Annotated in this window: 19 protein-coding genes; 5 read left to right on the top strand and 14 right to left on the bottom strand. The window is 62.0% G+C overall.

Annotation, left to right across the window (positions count from 1 at the left end; translation table 11 throughout):
* Nucleotides 1–48: 48 nt before the first annotated feature.
* The 14 genes from NKI41_RS07415 to hisB form a co-directional block, all read right to left on the bottom strand.
* On the bottom strand, nt 49–1563 hold the full coding sequence (locus tag NKI41_RS07415; RefSeq protein WP_352682230.1) for a hypothetical protein: 1515 nt from the start codon (nt 1561–1563) through the stop codon (nt 49–51).
* Nucleotides 1564–1636: 73 nt separating this feature from the next.
* On the bottom strand, nt 1637–2032 hold the full coding sequence (locus tag NKI41_RS07420; protein ID WP_352682232.1) for a GtrA family protein: 396 nt from the start codon (nt 2030–2032) through the stop codon (nt 1637–1639).
* Between the two features lie 7 nt (nt 2033–2039).
* Nucleotides 2040–2810, bottom strand: a complete 771-nt coding sequence (locus NKI41_RS07425; protein WP_352682234.1) for a class I SAM-dependent methyltransferase — start codon at nt 2808–2810, stop codon at nt 2040–2042.
* Nucleotides 2810–3817 (bottom strand): glycosyltransferase family 2 protein, encoded by a 1008-nt coding sequence (locus tag NKI41_RS07430; protein ID WP_352682236.1) that lies wholly within the window; start codon nt 3815–3817, stop codon nt 2810–2812. Before NKI41_RS07430 ends, NKI41_RS07425 begins: the two co-directional genes overlap by 1 nt.
* Before the next feature lie 77 nt (nt 3818–3894).
* Entirely contained in the window at nt 3895–4854 is a 960-nt protein-coding gene (gene coaA / locus NKI41_RS07435; protein ID WP_352682238.1) for a type I pantothenate kinase, read from the bottom strand.
* Between the two features lie 18 nt (nt 4855–4872).
* Nucleotides 4873–5199: a phosphoribosyl-ATP diphosphatase gene (locus NKI41_RS07440; RefSeq protein ID WP_254815934.1), complete on the bottom strand. Its 327-nt coding sequence runs from the start codon at nt 5197–5199 to the stop codon at nt 4873–4875.
* 36 nt (nt 5200–5235) lie between these two features.
* On the bottom strand, nt 5236–6030 hold the full coding sequence (gene hisF / locus NKI41_RS07445) for an imidazole glycerol phosphate synthase subunit HisF (protein WP_352682414.1): 795 nt from the start codon (nt 6028–6030) through the stop codon (nt 5236–5238).
* Complete coding sequence (locus NKI41_RS07450) at nt 6027–6305, bottom strand: arginase family protein (RefSeq protein WP_352682240.1); 279 nt, start codon at nt 6303–6305, stop codon at nt 6027–6029. Before NKI41_RS07450 ends, hisF begins: the two co-directional genes overlap by 4 nt.
* Nucleotides 6302–6862: an arginase family protein gene (locus NKI41_RS07455; protein WP_352682242.1), complete on the bottom strand. Its 561-nt coding sequence runs from the start codon at nt 6860–6862 to the stop codon at nt 6302–6304. Before NKI41_RS07455 ends, NKI41_RS07450 begins: the two co-directional genes overlap by 4 nt.
* Nucleotides 6859–7608, bottom strand: coding sequence for a 1-(5-phosphoribosyl)-5-[(5-phosphoribosylamino)methylideneamino]imidazole-4-carboxamide isomerase (hisA, locus tag NKI41_RS07460; RefSeq protein ID WP_352472580.1), 750 nt, complete (start codon nt 7606–7608; stop codon nt 6859–6861). The genes NKI41_RS07455 and hisA overlap by 4 nt, the downstream gene beginning before the upstream one ends.
* 2 nt (nt 7609–7610) lie before the next feature.
* Nucleotides 7611–7901 carry a DUF1330 domain-containing protein gene (locus NKI41_RS07465; protein WP_352472581.1) on the bottom strand — a complete coding sequence of 97 codons (291 nt, stop codon included), beginning with the start codon at nt 7899–7901 and terminating at the stop codon, nt 7611–7613.
* Between the two features lie 3 nt (nt 7902–7904).
* Nucleotides 7905–8555, bottom strand: coding sequence for an imidazole glycerol phosphate synthase subunit HisH (hisH, locus tag NKI41_RS07470; RefSeq protein WP_023677533.1), 651 nt, complete (start codon nt 8553–8555; stop codon nt 7905–7907).
* A 1-nt stretch (nt 8556) separates the two neighbouring features.
* Entirely contained in the window at nt 8557–9030 is a 474-nt protein-coding gene (locus tag NKI41_RS07475) for a DUF2628 domain-containing protein (RefSeq protein WP_352682244.1), read from the bottom strand.
* Between the two features lie 4 nt (nt 9031–9034).
* Nucleotides 9035–9634: an imidazoleglycerol-phosphate dehydratase HisB gene (gene hisB, locus NKI41_RS07480; RefSeq protein WP_352472583.1), complete on the bottom strand. Its 600-nt coding sequence runs from the start codon at nt 9632–9634 to the stop codon at nt 9035–9037.
* Between the two features lie 225 nt (nt 9635–9859).
* Here hisB and hslV point away from each other — a divergent pair, with 225 nt between their 5' ends.
* The 5 genes from hslV to NKI41_RS07505 all read left to right on the top strand — a co-directional run bounded on the left by hslV (nt 9860) and on the right by NKI41_RS07505 (nt 14004).
* Nucleotides 9860–10411 carry an ATP-dependent protease subunit HslV gene (hslV, locus tag NKI41_RS07485; RefSeq protein WP_352616829.1) on the top strand — a complete coding sequence of 184 codons (552 nt, stop codon included), beginning with the start codon at nt 9860–9862 and terminating at the stop codon, nt 10409–10411.
* Nucleotides 10401–10943 carry a GNAT family N-acetyltransferase gene (locus NKI41_RS07490; protein ID WP_352472585.1) on the top strand — a complete coding sequence of 181 codons (543 nt, stop codon included), beginning with the start codon at nt 10401–10403 and terminating at the stop codon, nt 10941–10943. Before hslV ends, NKI41_RS07490 begins: the two co-directional genes overlap by 11 nt.
* Nucleotides 10944–10947: 4 nt before the next feature.
* On the top strand, nt 10948–11544 hold the full coding sequence (locus NKI41_RS07495; RefSeq protein WP_254815925.1) for a DUF2585 domain-containing protein: 597 nt from the start codon (nt 10948–10950) through the stop codon (nt 11542–11544).
* 4 nt (nt 11545–11548) lie between these two features.
* Nucleotides 11549–12862: an ATP-dependent protease ATPase subunit HslU gene (hslU, locus tag NKI41_RS07500; protein WP_254815924.1), complete on the top strand. Its 1314-nt coding sequence runs from the start codon at nt 11549–11551 to the stop codon at nt 12860–12862.
* A gap of 182 nt (nt 12863–13044) precedes the next feature.
* Nucleotides 13045–14004: a DUF1402 family protein gene (locus NKI41_RS07505; protein ID WP_023677526.1), complete on the top strand. Its 960-nt coding sequence runs from the start codon at nt 13045–13047 to the stop codon at nt 14002–14004.
* The last annotated feature ends 12 nt before the right edge of the window (nt 14005–14016 follow it).

The following is a 14016-nucleotide window of genomic DNA, read 5'->3' on the forward strand; positions in this document are numbered from 1 at the left end:
CGAGATCGAGCCATATGTCGTCCAGCGGAGCGATTGGATCCAGCCGTGTCATGGGTTTCCGGGGGCTCCTGCTCTATCGGTTTGGAGCGGCGCAGGCGCCGTGTAACGCAGATAGACAGTGATTTCCCGCTCGGTGTGCAGCAGACGATAGTCGGCCAAGGCGACCTGGATCCGCTTGTCCTGCAGCATCAGGGCAGTCCACGCCGGCGAGCCTGACAGCACGATATCGGGCTTCTTCGCTGATATCTCGGCGGCGTTTTCGCCGATCACCCGATCGCGGATGCTTTCAAGTTCCGGTCTCCGTTCGAGATCGCCGGTGACGCGGGCGAGCGTGTCCGCGTTGGAGACCGCCCAGGCGCTCGGATGGCGTGATATGAACCTGCCGCCGACCAGCCTGGCGAGGGGATGGGCAACCTGCATCTGGTCGGCAATCGACATGATGGTCGGGGTTTCGACCGTTGCGCGGATCGCGGCGACAGACCGGGCGATCGGGCCGTTATCCGTCGTCAGCGCCGCGTACTGTGCCCTGACCGCTATTTGCAGCACCAGCACGCAGCCGAAGATCAGGGCGGCCTTGCGAACGATGCCTGCACTGCCGAATGTGCCGAACCGCACAAGCTGCATGCCAAATGCAAGTGTTGCAACAACGACCATCGGCAGCGCGTGATTGGGCCAACCCTTGCCCATGACGATGAAGGCCGGAATGAACCCCAGGGCGGTCAGGAGCGGAATCCTGACGTCCCAGTTCGTCTTTCTCAGGCCGCCGGCCGCAAGCACGGTGGCGGCGGCCAGAAGCAGCACCACTTTCGGCCAGTTTGCCAGCATATCGGCGGCAGAGGCCCTCAACGGAAGATAGACCTCCCTGACCAAGGGCAGGACGTCGCTGACGTAAGCGCGGTCGAAGAGCGCGATGGACGCGATATAGGCGGCCACGATCGCAGCGCCCATCAGGTTCTCTGCGACGAAGAGCGGTCTCAGCGACCGCCTTTCAAGCGCAAGACAGAGCGACGGCAACATGAAGGCCAGCACAAAATAGGGCGGCTTGACCATGACCACGACCGCCGCGCAGAACCCGGCGACCATGTGCTCCAGGCGCGAGCCCGCGCTGAAATCCAGGTTCCGCTGACGTGTGCATTGCAACGCCACCCAAGGCAGAATGGCAATCAATGCGAAGTGCTCGCGTTGGCCGAATTGATCCGGCATGAAACACAGGATCAAAAACAGGGCCGCGGCTGCCGCCCACAGCGCATGGGGCTGCCGGTAGACCGGTTCGTCGCGCGCGAGAATACGGACGGAACCGAAAAGACTGGCCAGGCTCAGGCAAACGACGCCAAGCGTCAGCCAGAATTCCGCACGCATGCCAGTGAGCTTTTCCAGGAGCATGAACGGCATGTAGAGCCAGATCGAGAAAGGGGGGTTGGTCTCCACGATGTCGGTGTTGAGCCGCTCTCCGCCAAGCAGGCGATCGCAGACGACCAGAAGCCATGACACGTCAACATTGGTCGGAATTGCAACAGTCGATAGCCAGACGGCGTATGTGACGACCAGACTGGCCAGCAGCAACGGAGCACCCGCTACGCCCACAAAGAGCGAGAAGCGGTTGGCGCCGGGCAGCAGTTCACTGAGGGATCGCGCGCTAGAGACCACGAAACACCCACCGCCCGAGGACGACATAGTTGATGACCGGCACGGCAATGCAGGTGAGCAGGATCGGGATTGCGGCAGGGATGCCGAGCATCTGGGTCAAAAGCCCCGGCAGGGCGATCGCGACGGCGAGGCCGGAAGCGGTGAGCAGGAGGAAGCGGGGCAATTCCATAGCGTGACTGCCGCCCGAGGTGAACGTGAAATATTTATGCCCGGTGTAGGAGAACAGCGCGGCGACGGCGTAGGCCGCAAACGATGTGAGCGCCGCCGGCAGGGCCGCCGTCGCCTGTCCACGCGACAGCAGGAAAGCGCAAACGGCGTAGATCAGCGTCGACGCAATGCCAATCAGCGCAAAGCGCGATAGTCGACGATACGAGCCGGTGCCCATAACGCGGTCAAGCTGCCAATTTCTCGTCGAGGCGAGCGGTTTCGACGGCGCTGTCCCTGCGGAACACCGCCAGCAGCGAAACGCCGAAGGGCAGGTTTGCATTTGGTATGATGCGGCCTTCCGCCGAAAACACTGCCTTCATCGCCGCATTCAGTGGTTTCGGCGGCGTGGCATGACCGGCTGGCAAGGCCGGCCTGCGCAACCTGTCCACCAGTCGTGCCAGCGCCGCTACCGGGAAGAGCGCGGCATTTGTGTAGCTCAGCCGGTCGATCGCGAAACCAGCCTTTTCAATTCGTTCACGCAGCAGATTGCGTGAATAGCGCCGCATGTGATGCAGCCCAACATCATGCGTGCTCCACAACCATTGGTGTGCTGGCACCGTGAGGACGACGCTGCCGCCCGGCTTCAGCATCTGGCGGATCGCGGCAAGCGACGCCTCGTCTTCGGCGACATGCTCCAGCACGTCGAACAGGCAGACGAGGTCGCAGCTTTGCGGCGCGACAGGAATGTTGTCCGGCAGATGTCCGGCGAGGAAGTCGCGGCCGGTCTTTTCCCAGGCAATCCTGCGCGCGAGATCGCTCATCTCGACTGCCGTCACTGCGCCGAACTGCTCCAGCATCCGGATGTTGCCGCCGGTGCCGGCGCCGATCTCTACGATGCGCGCGTTTTCAGGCAGGCCGATGCTGCGAATGACCGCCTCGGCGATTGCGCGACGCCCGCAGAACCACCAATGCTCGTCTTCGGTGGCGGCCATCTGTCGGTAAGCGTCGATCTCCATCAGCTCATTCCCTCATATTTGCGGCGCACGATATAGATCGGACGCTGCTTGATCTCGGCGTAGACCCTGCCGAGGTATTGTCCGATGATGCCGATGCCGAGTAACTGGATGCCGCCAAGGAAAAGAACACTGACCAGCAGGGAGGCGTAGCCGGGCACATCAACGCCAAAGATCATTGTCTTGGCAACGATCAGCAGGCCGTAGAGGAACGACAGCGCGGAAATCGTCGCGCCGACATAGGTCCAGATTTCAAGCGGAGCGGTGGAGAAGCTGGTGATGCCTTCGAGCGCGAAGTTCCACAGCTTCCAGCCGGAGAATTTCGACTGGCCGGCGATGCGCTGATCGCGGACATATTCGACGCTTGCGGTGCGGAACCCGACCCAGGCGAACAGGCCCTTCATGAAACGACGGCGTTCGGGCAAAGACCGCAGCGCCTGGATGACCTGGCGGTCGATCAAACGGAAGTCGCCGACATCGTGCGGGATCTTCTGCTGCGCGATCCAGTTGTGAACGCGGTAGAACATCGAGGCGGAGCGCTGCTTGAGAAAGCTGTCGCTCGACCGATTGGCTCGCTTGGCCAGAACAACCTCAAAACCCTCGCGCCACTTTTCCACAAGCAGCGGAATGACATGCGGCGGATCCTGCATATCGACATCCATCGGGATCGCTGCATCGGCATCGCAGCTGTCGAGCCCCGCGGTCATCGCGGCTTCCTTGCCGAAATTGCGTGAAAGGTCGATTACGTGGATGCGTGGATCGGTTTGTTGGGCTTCGATCAGCTTTTCGAGCGTCGTATCGCTGCTGCCGTCGTTGACGAAGATGAACTCGAGGGCAACGCCTTTGTCCTTCAGCAGCGCGGTGCTTTCGCATACCGCCTTCAGGAATGGAGCAATTGCGCCTTCCTCATTGTGGACAGGCACGATCAAGGCAATCGTTGCGCCGCCGCTGCCCGGACGTGCGATGCGGTCAGCTGCCGGCCGATCGATGTTTAGGAATGGCGCATTCATTTGTTTGCCGAGCCCGCAGATCAGGCCCGACAATAGAAAGACTGGGTTAAGATGACTTTAAGGAATGTCCCGGGATTTCACAGTTTCCTGAGCGCCACTTCCTCGACCAGATGGTTGGCGCCCTTGCGCAGGATGAGATCGGCTCGCGCGCGGGTCGGCAATATATTCTCGCGCAGATTCTTAAGGTTGATGTTGGTCCACAGACCCTCGGCGATGGCGCGGGCCGCATCCTCGGAAAGTTGCGAATAGCGGTGAAAGAAGGAGGCCGGGTCGCGGAAGGCGGTTTCGCGCAACCGCATGAAGCGGGCGATATACCAGTGATGGATCAGCGCCTCCTCGGCATCGATGTAGATGGCAAAGTCGAAGAAATCCGACAGGAAAGGCACGATCTTGCCGTCCTTCGGCAGCTTGCCCGGCTGCAGGACATTAATGCCTTCGAAGATCAGGATGTCGGGCCGGTCGATGGTCTGGAACTCGCCCGGAATGACGTCATAGGTCAGGTGCGAATAGACCGGCGCGCGGACGTTGCGCTGCGCCGATTTGATGCCGGACAGGAAGCGCAGAAGGGCGCCGACGTCGTAGCTGTCGGGAAAGCCCTTGCGCTCCATCAGGTTGTTGCGGCGCAGGACTTCGTTCGGCAGCAGGAAACCATCGGTGGTGACCAGGTCGACCTTGGGGCTCGACGGCCAGCGCGCCAGCAGCTCCTTCAGCACGCGCGCCGTGGTCGATTTGCCGACCGCGACGGAACCGGCAATGCCGATGATGAAAGGTGTCTTGGCCGCGTCCAGCGCGTTGAAGAAGGCCTGGCGCTGCCTGAACAGGAGTTGACTGGCTTCGACATGAGCCGACAACAGCCGCGACATCGAAAGATAGATTCGCTCGACCTCGTGGAGATCGACCGGATCGTTCAGCGACCGCAGACGATGGATCTCGTCTGCGGTCAGCGTCATCGGCGTATCGGCGCGGAACCGCGACCATTGCTCGGCCGAGAAGAAACGATAGGGTGAATACTTCTCGGTAGGAGCGAGCTGGTCCATCGAGTTCCTCCGCAGCGATCAGCCCCGGTCCAGCCGAGACGCCTTTTCGGCGATGCCCGAACGACCGGTGCGGCGTTCAAGCTCGTTGAGCACATCGCTCAGCGGAATGTCCGCTATGCCGAGAACGACAAGCCAATGATAGATGAGATCGGCGCTTTCCGAAACAAGCGCGTCCCGGTCGGCGCTGACGGCTGCGATCACCGTTTCGACTGCCTCTTCGCCGAGTTTCTGCGCTGCCTTGCTCATGCCACGCTGAAAGAGCTTGGCCGTCCACGAATCCGGATCGCCGGAACGTGCGCGTTCGCCAATAATCTTCTCCAGATCGGAGAGCGAGAACTCAGTCATGACGGCGTTTACAGCCTCTTCTTAGCCGGAAAGGCTCTAGGACCGATTACCCGGCGAGTCCAGCCGCATCGGCAGTCCGGCCTGAGCCAAGTGCAGCTTGGCTTCGGCGATGCTGTAGGTGCCGAAATGGAAGATCGACGCCGCCAGCACCGCGCCGGCATGGCCGTCGCGAATGCCTTCGACAAGGTGGTCGAGCGTGCCGACGCCACCGGAAGCGATGACCGGCACGCGTACGGCATCGGCGACCGCGCGGGTAAGGGCTATATCGTAGCCGGCCTTGGTGCCGTCGCGGTCCATCGATGTTAGCAGGATCTCGCCGGCGCCGAGATCGACCACTCGCCGAGCGAACTCGACGGCGTCGATGCCGGTCTTCTCGCGGCCGCCATGGGTGAAGATCTCCCAGCGATCAGCCTCGCTCGCAGCGGACACTTTCTTGGCATCGATGGCGACGACGATGCACTGGTTGCCGAATTTGTCGGCAGCCTCGGCGACAAAATTTGGGGTCTTCACCGCCGCCGTGTTGATCGACACCTTGTCGGCGCCGGCCAGTAGCAGCTTCCTGATGTCGGCGACCTGACGGACGCCACCGCCAACGGTCAGCGGCATGAAACATTGTTCGGCGGTGCGGGCGATGACATCGAAAATGGTCTCGCGGCTTTCCGACGAGGCGGTGATGTCGAGAAAGCAGAGCTCGTCGGCGCCGGCCGCGTCATAGGCTTTTGCCGCTTCGACGGGATCGCCGGCATCGACCAGGTCGACGAAATTGACGCCCTTGACGACACGGCCGTTCTTGACGTCGAGACAGGGGATGACGCGGGCTTTCAGCATCAGATCCTCTCGATCGCCGCAAGAAACTCGACAAGCAGCTGGCCGACGACGGGCGGAACTTCGGACTGGGAATCAAAGGCCGGGTCGTAGGCCGAGAGCGTCACGCCGACGATTGGGATTGACCTGGCCAGTCCGCAGGCAAGCTGCCGTAGCTGTTCCGGACTCGGGCCGCCCGGGTGCGCGTAGCGGTTCACCTGCAACACATCCGGATCGAGGACATCCAGGTCGAGATGCAGATGCGCCCGCACAGTCCCTGTCGCCGTGAGCTTTCCGATCATATCGATTGCACCGGCACATTCGGTGCGCACGATCGGCAAAGTTTCCAGCAGTCCTTTTCGTCGGGATCGAGGTCGCGGGCATCGACCAGCATGCAGCGCGCCGGGTCTATCGGCCGGAACCCCGGAATTGCTGCCGCCATCGGATGCCAGCAGAGCCCGAGCGTCGCCGCCAGCGCCATGCCGTCGAGAAAGCCGTAGGAGGACGTCTCCGGCGTGTTGAAATCGCCATGCTGGTCGATCCAGATGATCGAATCCGCAACTTCACCGGCGACCGCACCGGCGGCGGTTAGGCAATTTCCAGCAAGGATAATGGGGAAGCGTCCTCCATCGCGGGCGAGGTTAACCTTGGTCGCGACGGCGTTGCAGACGGCGAAGCCGGTTGCAATTTCGCGCCCCTGCTCGTCTCCGACCTTGCCGATATCTTCGACGGCGACGTCATGGCCAGCCACGGTCAGAGCTTCGACCAGCCCACCGCCGATGATGGCGTCCGGCCCCTGGCCGCACCCTTCGTGATAGTGCCCGCTGTCGTAGGGAGCAACGATAATCGAGACCTTCACGTTTCACACCCTGCCATCGGTTTGCCACGCAGGATCGCCAATGCCTCGGCCGGGTCGATGCGGCCGTCGTAGAGGGCGCGGCCGGAGATCGCGCCTTCGAGCTTGCGGGCATCGGGCATGGTCATGCGCACGATGTCGGCGATCGAGGCGAGCCCGCCCGAGGCGATAACCGGGATCGACACCGCGTCGGCGAGATCGATGGTGGCGTCCCAGTTGATGCCAGTCAGCACACCGTCGCGGTCGATATCGGTGTAGATGATGGCGGCGACGCCGGCACCTTCGAATTTCCTCGCCAGTTCAATGACGCCGAGGCTCGAGGCCTCAGCCCAGCCTTCGACCGCGACCTTACCGCCCTTGGCGTCGATGCCGACAGCGATCTTGCCCGGGAATGCCTTGCAGGCCTGCCTGACCAGATCCGGATCGCGCACCGCCACGGTGCCAAGAATGACGCGGGCCAGCCCACGGTCGAGCCAGTCCTCGATCTGCGCCAGCGTGCGGATGCCGCCGCCGAGCTGCACCGGATTGCTCGTCGCCTTCAGGATGGCGCCGACCGCGGCACTGTTGACGCTCTGGCCCTTGAAGGCGCCGTTGAGGTCGACGACGTGCAGCCATTCGAAGCCCTGCTCTTCGAAGACGCGCGCCTGAGCGGCGGGATCGTCATTGTAGATGGTGGCGGTCGCCATGTCGCCATGCCTGAGGCGCACGCATTTGCCGTCCTTGAGGTCTATCGCCGGAAACAGAAACACCTTCAGGCGCCTTCGACGATGACAAAGTGGCCGGTCGAGCCGGCGAGCCTGTACTTCAACGCCTCCTGGTATTCAGGCGAGCCGTAGCATTCCAGCGCCTTTTCATAGGATTCGAATTCCACCAGCACGTGGCGATTGCCTGCCGGTCCTTCCGGGCTGGTGTACCGCCCGGCGCGCACCGGGAACTTCGCGCCGTATTTCGCGAAAGCCGCGGCATTGGCCTCGATATATCGCTTGTAGATCTCGGGATCGCGGACATCGACCATTGCCATCCAATAGCCCTTCTTGCTCATGGTTCAGGGCCTCCAGCCTAGGAAATTGGTGATCAGCGCCAGGCCCAGCGCCTGGCTCTTCTCGGGGTGGAATTGCGTTCCGGCGAGGTTGTCGCGAGCGACAGCGGCCGTTACCGGGCCGCCATAGTCGGCAACCGCCAGCACCTCATCCTCCTTCCGTGCATCGAGATGGTAGGAGTGGACGAAATAGGCGTGCAGTCCCTTGCCACCCGTCGCAATGCCGGAAAACAGCGGATGCTTGCGCTTCAGGTCAATCGTGTTCCAGCCGATCTGCGGGATCTTCAGTGTCGGATCGGCCGGCGTGATCTCCTTGACGTCGCCGGCGACCCAGCCAAAGCCCTTTGTGACGGTCTTTTCCAGGCCTCGCTCCGACATCAGCTGCATGCCGACGCAGATGCCGAGGAACGGCCGAGCCTTGGCGATCGCCACCTCCTCGACCGCTTCCCACATGCCGGCGACCGCACGCAGTCCAGCGGCGCAATCGGCATAGGCACCGACGCCGGGCAGGACGATGCGGTCGGCGGTCCTGACCCGCTCGGCATCGGCGGTGAGTTCGATCGCGGCGGCAATACCGGCTTCATGCGCGGCACGCTCGAAGGCCTTGGTGGCCGAGCGCAGATTGCCCGACCCGTAATCGATGATCGCTACCCTCATCTCAGGGCTTTCCCGGAATATGGTTCAGCCCCAGCGCCAGGCCCATCTGCGCCGACCGGGCATGTGCTGCGTCTGGGACGATGCGTTGCACCGTCGGTTGTTCATCCGACTGAGCATCGGCTTCCAATGCATAGCGGAGGTCTGCGTCGTCGAGCCTGTCGGCCTCGACCACGCCCCATTCATGCCAGCCGCGACGGCGCAGGGCTGCGATCCGCAAGCCCTGCCCTTCCAGTCCGACAAAGAGCATGACAAGCAGGGATAAAAGCGAGCCGGTTGTTTCCAGGTCCAGCCTTTCGCCTAGCATCGAGAGCAGGCCCATTGCGACAAACGCCAATGCCGCCTCGACCCACAGCCGGTGCCAGGCCAGCCACAGCGGCGGCACCAGGAAGCCGAGCCAGGCAAAGGCGTCACGGATAAAGGTAGTGTCCACGCTTTCGCTGCGGCCTGGCGGCTTCATCACGACATAGATGGCCATGACGCTATCCTTTCAGGGATCCCTTGGTGGAGGGAACCGCGTCCGGCTGGCGCGGGTCGCGCTCAAGCGCCGAACGCAACACACGCGCCACGGCCTTGAAGCAGGTCTCGGCGATGTGGTGGTTGTTGGCGCCGTAATGATTGGTGACATGAAGCGTGATGCCGGCATTCTGCGCCAGCGCGTGGAAGAATTCGCGCACCAGCTCGGTATCGAACGTACCGATCTTCGGCGACGAGAACGAAACATTCCAGACCAGAAAAGGCCGGCCGGAGACATCGATTGCCGCCCGCGTCAGTGTCTCGTCCATGGCGAGATCGATCGAGGCGTAGCGCATGATGCCGCGCCGCTCGCCCAACGCCTTGGCCAGCGCCTGGCCGAGCGCGATGCCCGTATCCTCGACCGAGTGGTGGTCGTCTATGTGCAGGTCGCCCTTGGCCTTCACGGTCATGTCGATCAGCGAATGGCGCGACAACTGGTCCAGCATATGGTCGAAGAAGCCGACGCCCGTCGAAATGTCGGATTTGCCCGAGCCGTCGACCTGAACCGACACGGCGATGTCGGTTTCCCTGGTCTTGCGGCTTATCTCGGCGGAACGGGGCGCCATGACCTCATCCTTGTCTCAGATTTGCACGGTTCAGGCGTTCACATGCCTGAAAACGAAAGCCTTCTAGCAGCATGATCCGGCGATTGCCAGTTACCGCTGCGGAGCACAGTCCGGCCCGGCGGATGGCCGGTTTGCAATCATCCGGCCTATGCATACATATGGCCGATCAAGTCACTCGTAACGCGCCGATCGCCTCGATGGGATCGGTGCTGATCGGAGCAGAAAATGTCGAATGAACTGACCATGCATGCCACGACCATCCTGACCGTGCGCAAGGGCGGCAAGGTGGTGATCGCCGGCGACGGCCAGGTCAGCCTCGGCCAGACCATCATGAAGGGCAACGCCAAGAAGGTGCGCCGCATCGGCAAAAGCGGCAACGTCATTGCCGGCTTCGCCGGGGCCACCGCCGATGCCTTCACGCTGCTGGAGCGGCTCGAAGCCAAGCTCGAACAATATCCCGACCAGCTAACACGTGCCTGCGTCGAGCTCGCCAAGGACTGGCGCACCGACCGTTATTTGCGCCGGCTGGAAGCAATGATGCTGGTGGCCGACAAGTCGGTGTCGCTGGCGCTGACCGGCACCGGCGACGTGCTGGAGCCCGAATTTGGCGTCATGGCCATCGGCTCCGGCGGCAATTACGCGCTGGCAGCGGCACGCGCTTTGATGGACAGCGACAAGGGCGCAGAGGACATCGCCCGCAAGGCGATGCAGATCGCGTCAGACATTTGCGTCTACACAAACAACAACTTCGTCGTCGAAACCCTCGATGCCGCCTGAGCGGAGCCTCCGCTATGGTTTTCGGCCGGTGATCCAGAGGGACCTGCCGATGATCGCCGGCTGGCTTGCCGAGCCGCATGTCGCCGAATGGTGGAACGACCCAGAGACCGAGATTGCGGAGATCCGCGAGCATATCGACAGCATTTCGGTCGAGCCGCTGATTATCGAGCTCGACGGAAAGCCCATCGGCTATTTGCAGAGCTACGATCCGCATCTGGAGGACGGCCATCCCTATAGCGACCAGCCGTTCGGCACGCTCGGCATCGATCTGTCGATCGGCGTGCCGGGGCTTGTCGGGGTCGGCCACGGCTCGGCGATCGTCCGGCAGTTCGTCGAGCAGCTTTTCGAGGAAGGTACGCCGCGCGTCATCATCGACCCGGACCCCGCCAATGCACGGGCTATCCGTGCCTATGAAAAGGCCGGTTTCAGGGCTATCGATCGCAGGAAGTCGGAATATGGCGATGCCGTGCTGATGGCGATTGATGCCCCAGAGGGCGACGCCGGACAGGGTGAGGCAAAAGAGGGGCAATAGCAGCATGAGCGTATCCAGCGACAAAACCGTCTCGGCCTACGAAGACAGCTGGCGAATGGGGCTTCTGTTGGTTCTCGGCCTGGTCATCTTCCAGGCCGGGGTCCTCTACGGCATGGGGCGGACGCCGATCTGTACCTGCGGCTATGTCAAGCTGTGGCACGGCATTGTGCAGAGCTCCGAGAATTCCCAGCATATTTCCGACTGGTACAGCTTCTCGCACATCATTCACGGCTTCTTGTTCTATGCGCTGGCGTGGTTCCTTTTCCCGCGCTCGCCGATCGGGCTCAGGCTGGCCTTTGCGGTGGTTATAGAGGGCGGCTGGGAGTTGCTCGAGAACAGCCCTTTCATCATCGACCGCTACCGCGCCGGCACAATCTCGCTCGACTATTATGGCGACAGCATCATCAATTCGGTGTCCGACACGCTGGCCATGGTGCTGGGGTTTGTCATGGCGCGAAGGCTTCCTATATGGGTGATCGTGACCCTCGCCCTCATCTTCGAATTCGGTGTCGGCTATCTCATCCGGGACAATCTGACACTCAACGTGATCATGCTGCTGCATCCGTTCGAGTCCATTCGGCAGTGGCAAAGTGGAATTTAGTGACATGAGCACCTTCTCTCCCCGCGAAATCGTTTCGGAACTCGACCGCTTCATCATCGGCCAGAAAGACGCCAAGCGTGCCGTGGCGATTGCCTTGCGCAACCGTTGGCGCCGCCAGCAGCTCGAGGGCCAGATGCGCGAAGAGGTGATGCCGAAGAACATCCTGATGATCGGCCCGACCGGTGTCGGCAAGACCGAGATTTCACGCCGCCTGGCACGCCTTGCCGGTGCGCCTTTCGTCAAGGTCGAAGCCACCAAGTTCACCGAGGTCGGCTATGTCGGCCGCGATGTCGAGCAGATCATCCGCGATCTGGTCGAGATCGCCATCGGGCTGGTGCGCGAGAAGATGCGCGAGGACGTCAAGGCGCGTGCCCACATCAACGCCGAGGAACGGGTGCTCGAAGCGCTCGTCGGCAAGACGGCGAGCCCGGCCACCCGCGACAGTTTCCGCAAGAAGCTGCGCGACGGCGAACTCGACGACAAGGAGATCGAGATCGAAGTGGCCGATACCGGCAATGGCGGCATGCCTGGCTTCGAGATTCCCGGCATGCCGGGCGCCAATATCGGCGTGCTCAACATCAACGACATGCTGTCGAAGGCGATGGGCGGCAAGAAGACCAAGTTGCGCAAGACGACCGTCAAGGAATCCTACGGGCTGTTGATCAGCGACGAGTCCGACAAGCTGCTCGATCAGGACGAAGTGGTGCGCAGGGCACTCGAATCGACCGAGAATGACGGCATCGTCTTCCTTGACGAGATTGACAAGATCGCCTCGCGCGAAGGCGGCATCGGTGCCGGTGTTTCGCGTGAAGGTGTGCAGCGCGACCTGCTGCCGCTGGTCGAAGGCACCACGGTTGCGACCAAATATGGACCGGTGAAGACCGACCACATCCTGTTCATCGCCTCGGGTGCGTTCCACGTCGCCAAGCCCTCCGACCTGCTGCCGGAATTGCAGGGCCGCCTGCCGATCCGCGTCGAGCTGCGGGCGCTGGAGAAGGACGATTTCGTCCGCATCCTCACCGAGACCGAAGCCAGCCTGATCAAGCAGTATATCGCGCTGATGAAGACCGAAGGCGTCGACCTGGTCTTCACCGATGACGCGATCGATTCGTTGGCCGGCATCGCCGTGGACCTTAACGCCAGCGTCGAGAATATCGGCGCCAGGCGGCTGCAGACGGTGATGGAACGGGTGCTGGACGATATCTCCTATGACGCGCCGGACCGCAACGGCACCTCGGTGACCATCGATGCCGCCTATGTCGAGAAGCATGTCGGCGACCTCTCCAGAAACACGGACTTGTCGCGTTTCATCTTGTAGGAGACGCTTCATTCTCGAAGAGGGTCGGGGAATTGCGCCCGGCCTCCCCAATTTGGCCCAGCATTCCCGATGTGTGGCCAAATGGAAGCATCCGGCAAGCTTTCGTCCCGTCGGGTGCAGGCGTCTCTCGACTCCCGGTGGAGCATTACCTAGTTTGCCGGCGACTATTTGGGCGGCGGCGCATGAAAAAACTGATCCTCGTCATTTTGGGGCTGACGCTGGCGGCAGCCATGTTCGCCGCGCAAGCGGCAACGATGGTGCCGCCGGGCAACCGCAACACCGAGCAGCCCGACATACCGGGCGCTTCGAGCCGGCGCACCCAGGCGACCAACACCACCTTCCAGGCGAAATACCGCAAAGTCTTTGCGCTGCTCCAGAACGATGCCGAGTTGCGCGGCAAGATCAAGCAGGCAGCCGCGGCCTATGGCATCGACCCAATGCATATCGTCGGCGCCATCGTCGGCGAGCACACCTACAATGTCGATGCCTACGACCGGCTGCAGACCTACTACGTCAAGGCGATTTCGTATCTGTCGAGCAAGCTCTCCTTTGCCTATGATGGCGAGGATATCTCCGATTTCGTGCAGCGGCCGCAATTTGCGAAATGCGCAGGGAAGTCCGACAGCTACGATCTGTGGGAGTGCCGCGAACAGGTGTGGAACCGGTCGTTCCGCGGCAAGACCGTCGACGGCGAGAGCTTTCCCAACGACCGTTTAGGCGCCACTTTCTTCCAGCCTTATTATGCCGGCCAGACTTTTGGCCTTGGCCAGCTCAATCCGCTGACGGCACTGCAAATGAGCGACCTCGTGCACAAGGTTTCCGGCCTGCCGGAACTCGACGTCGGCGATCCCAACGCGGTCTACAAGACCATCATGGATCCTGACCTGACACTGCCTTATGTCGCAGCAACAATCCGGAAATCGATCGACGCCTATAGAAGCATTGCCGGCTTTGACATCTCAGGCAATCCCGGCATCACGTCGACGCTCTACAATGTCGGCAACCCCGAACAGCGCGCCTATGCGCTGAAGGCCGAGAACGACAAGCGCCGCGCTGCGGGCGAGCCGGAAAAACTGCCCGAGGAAAATTACTATGGATGGCTGGTCAACGACAAGCTGCCGGAGCTGAAGGCGCTGTTTTAGCCGAACGCGCTC

It is taken from the genome of Mesorhizobium sp. M0601 (assembly GCF_040320845.1).
In the GTDB taxonomy this organism is placed as follows: Bacteria; Pseudomonadota; Alphaproteobacteria; order Rhizobiales; family Rhizobiaceae; genus Mesorhizobium.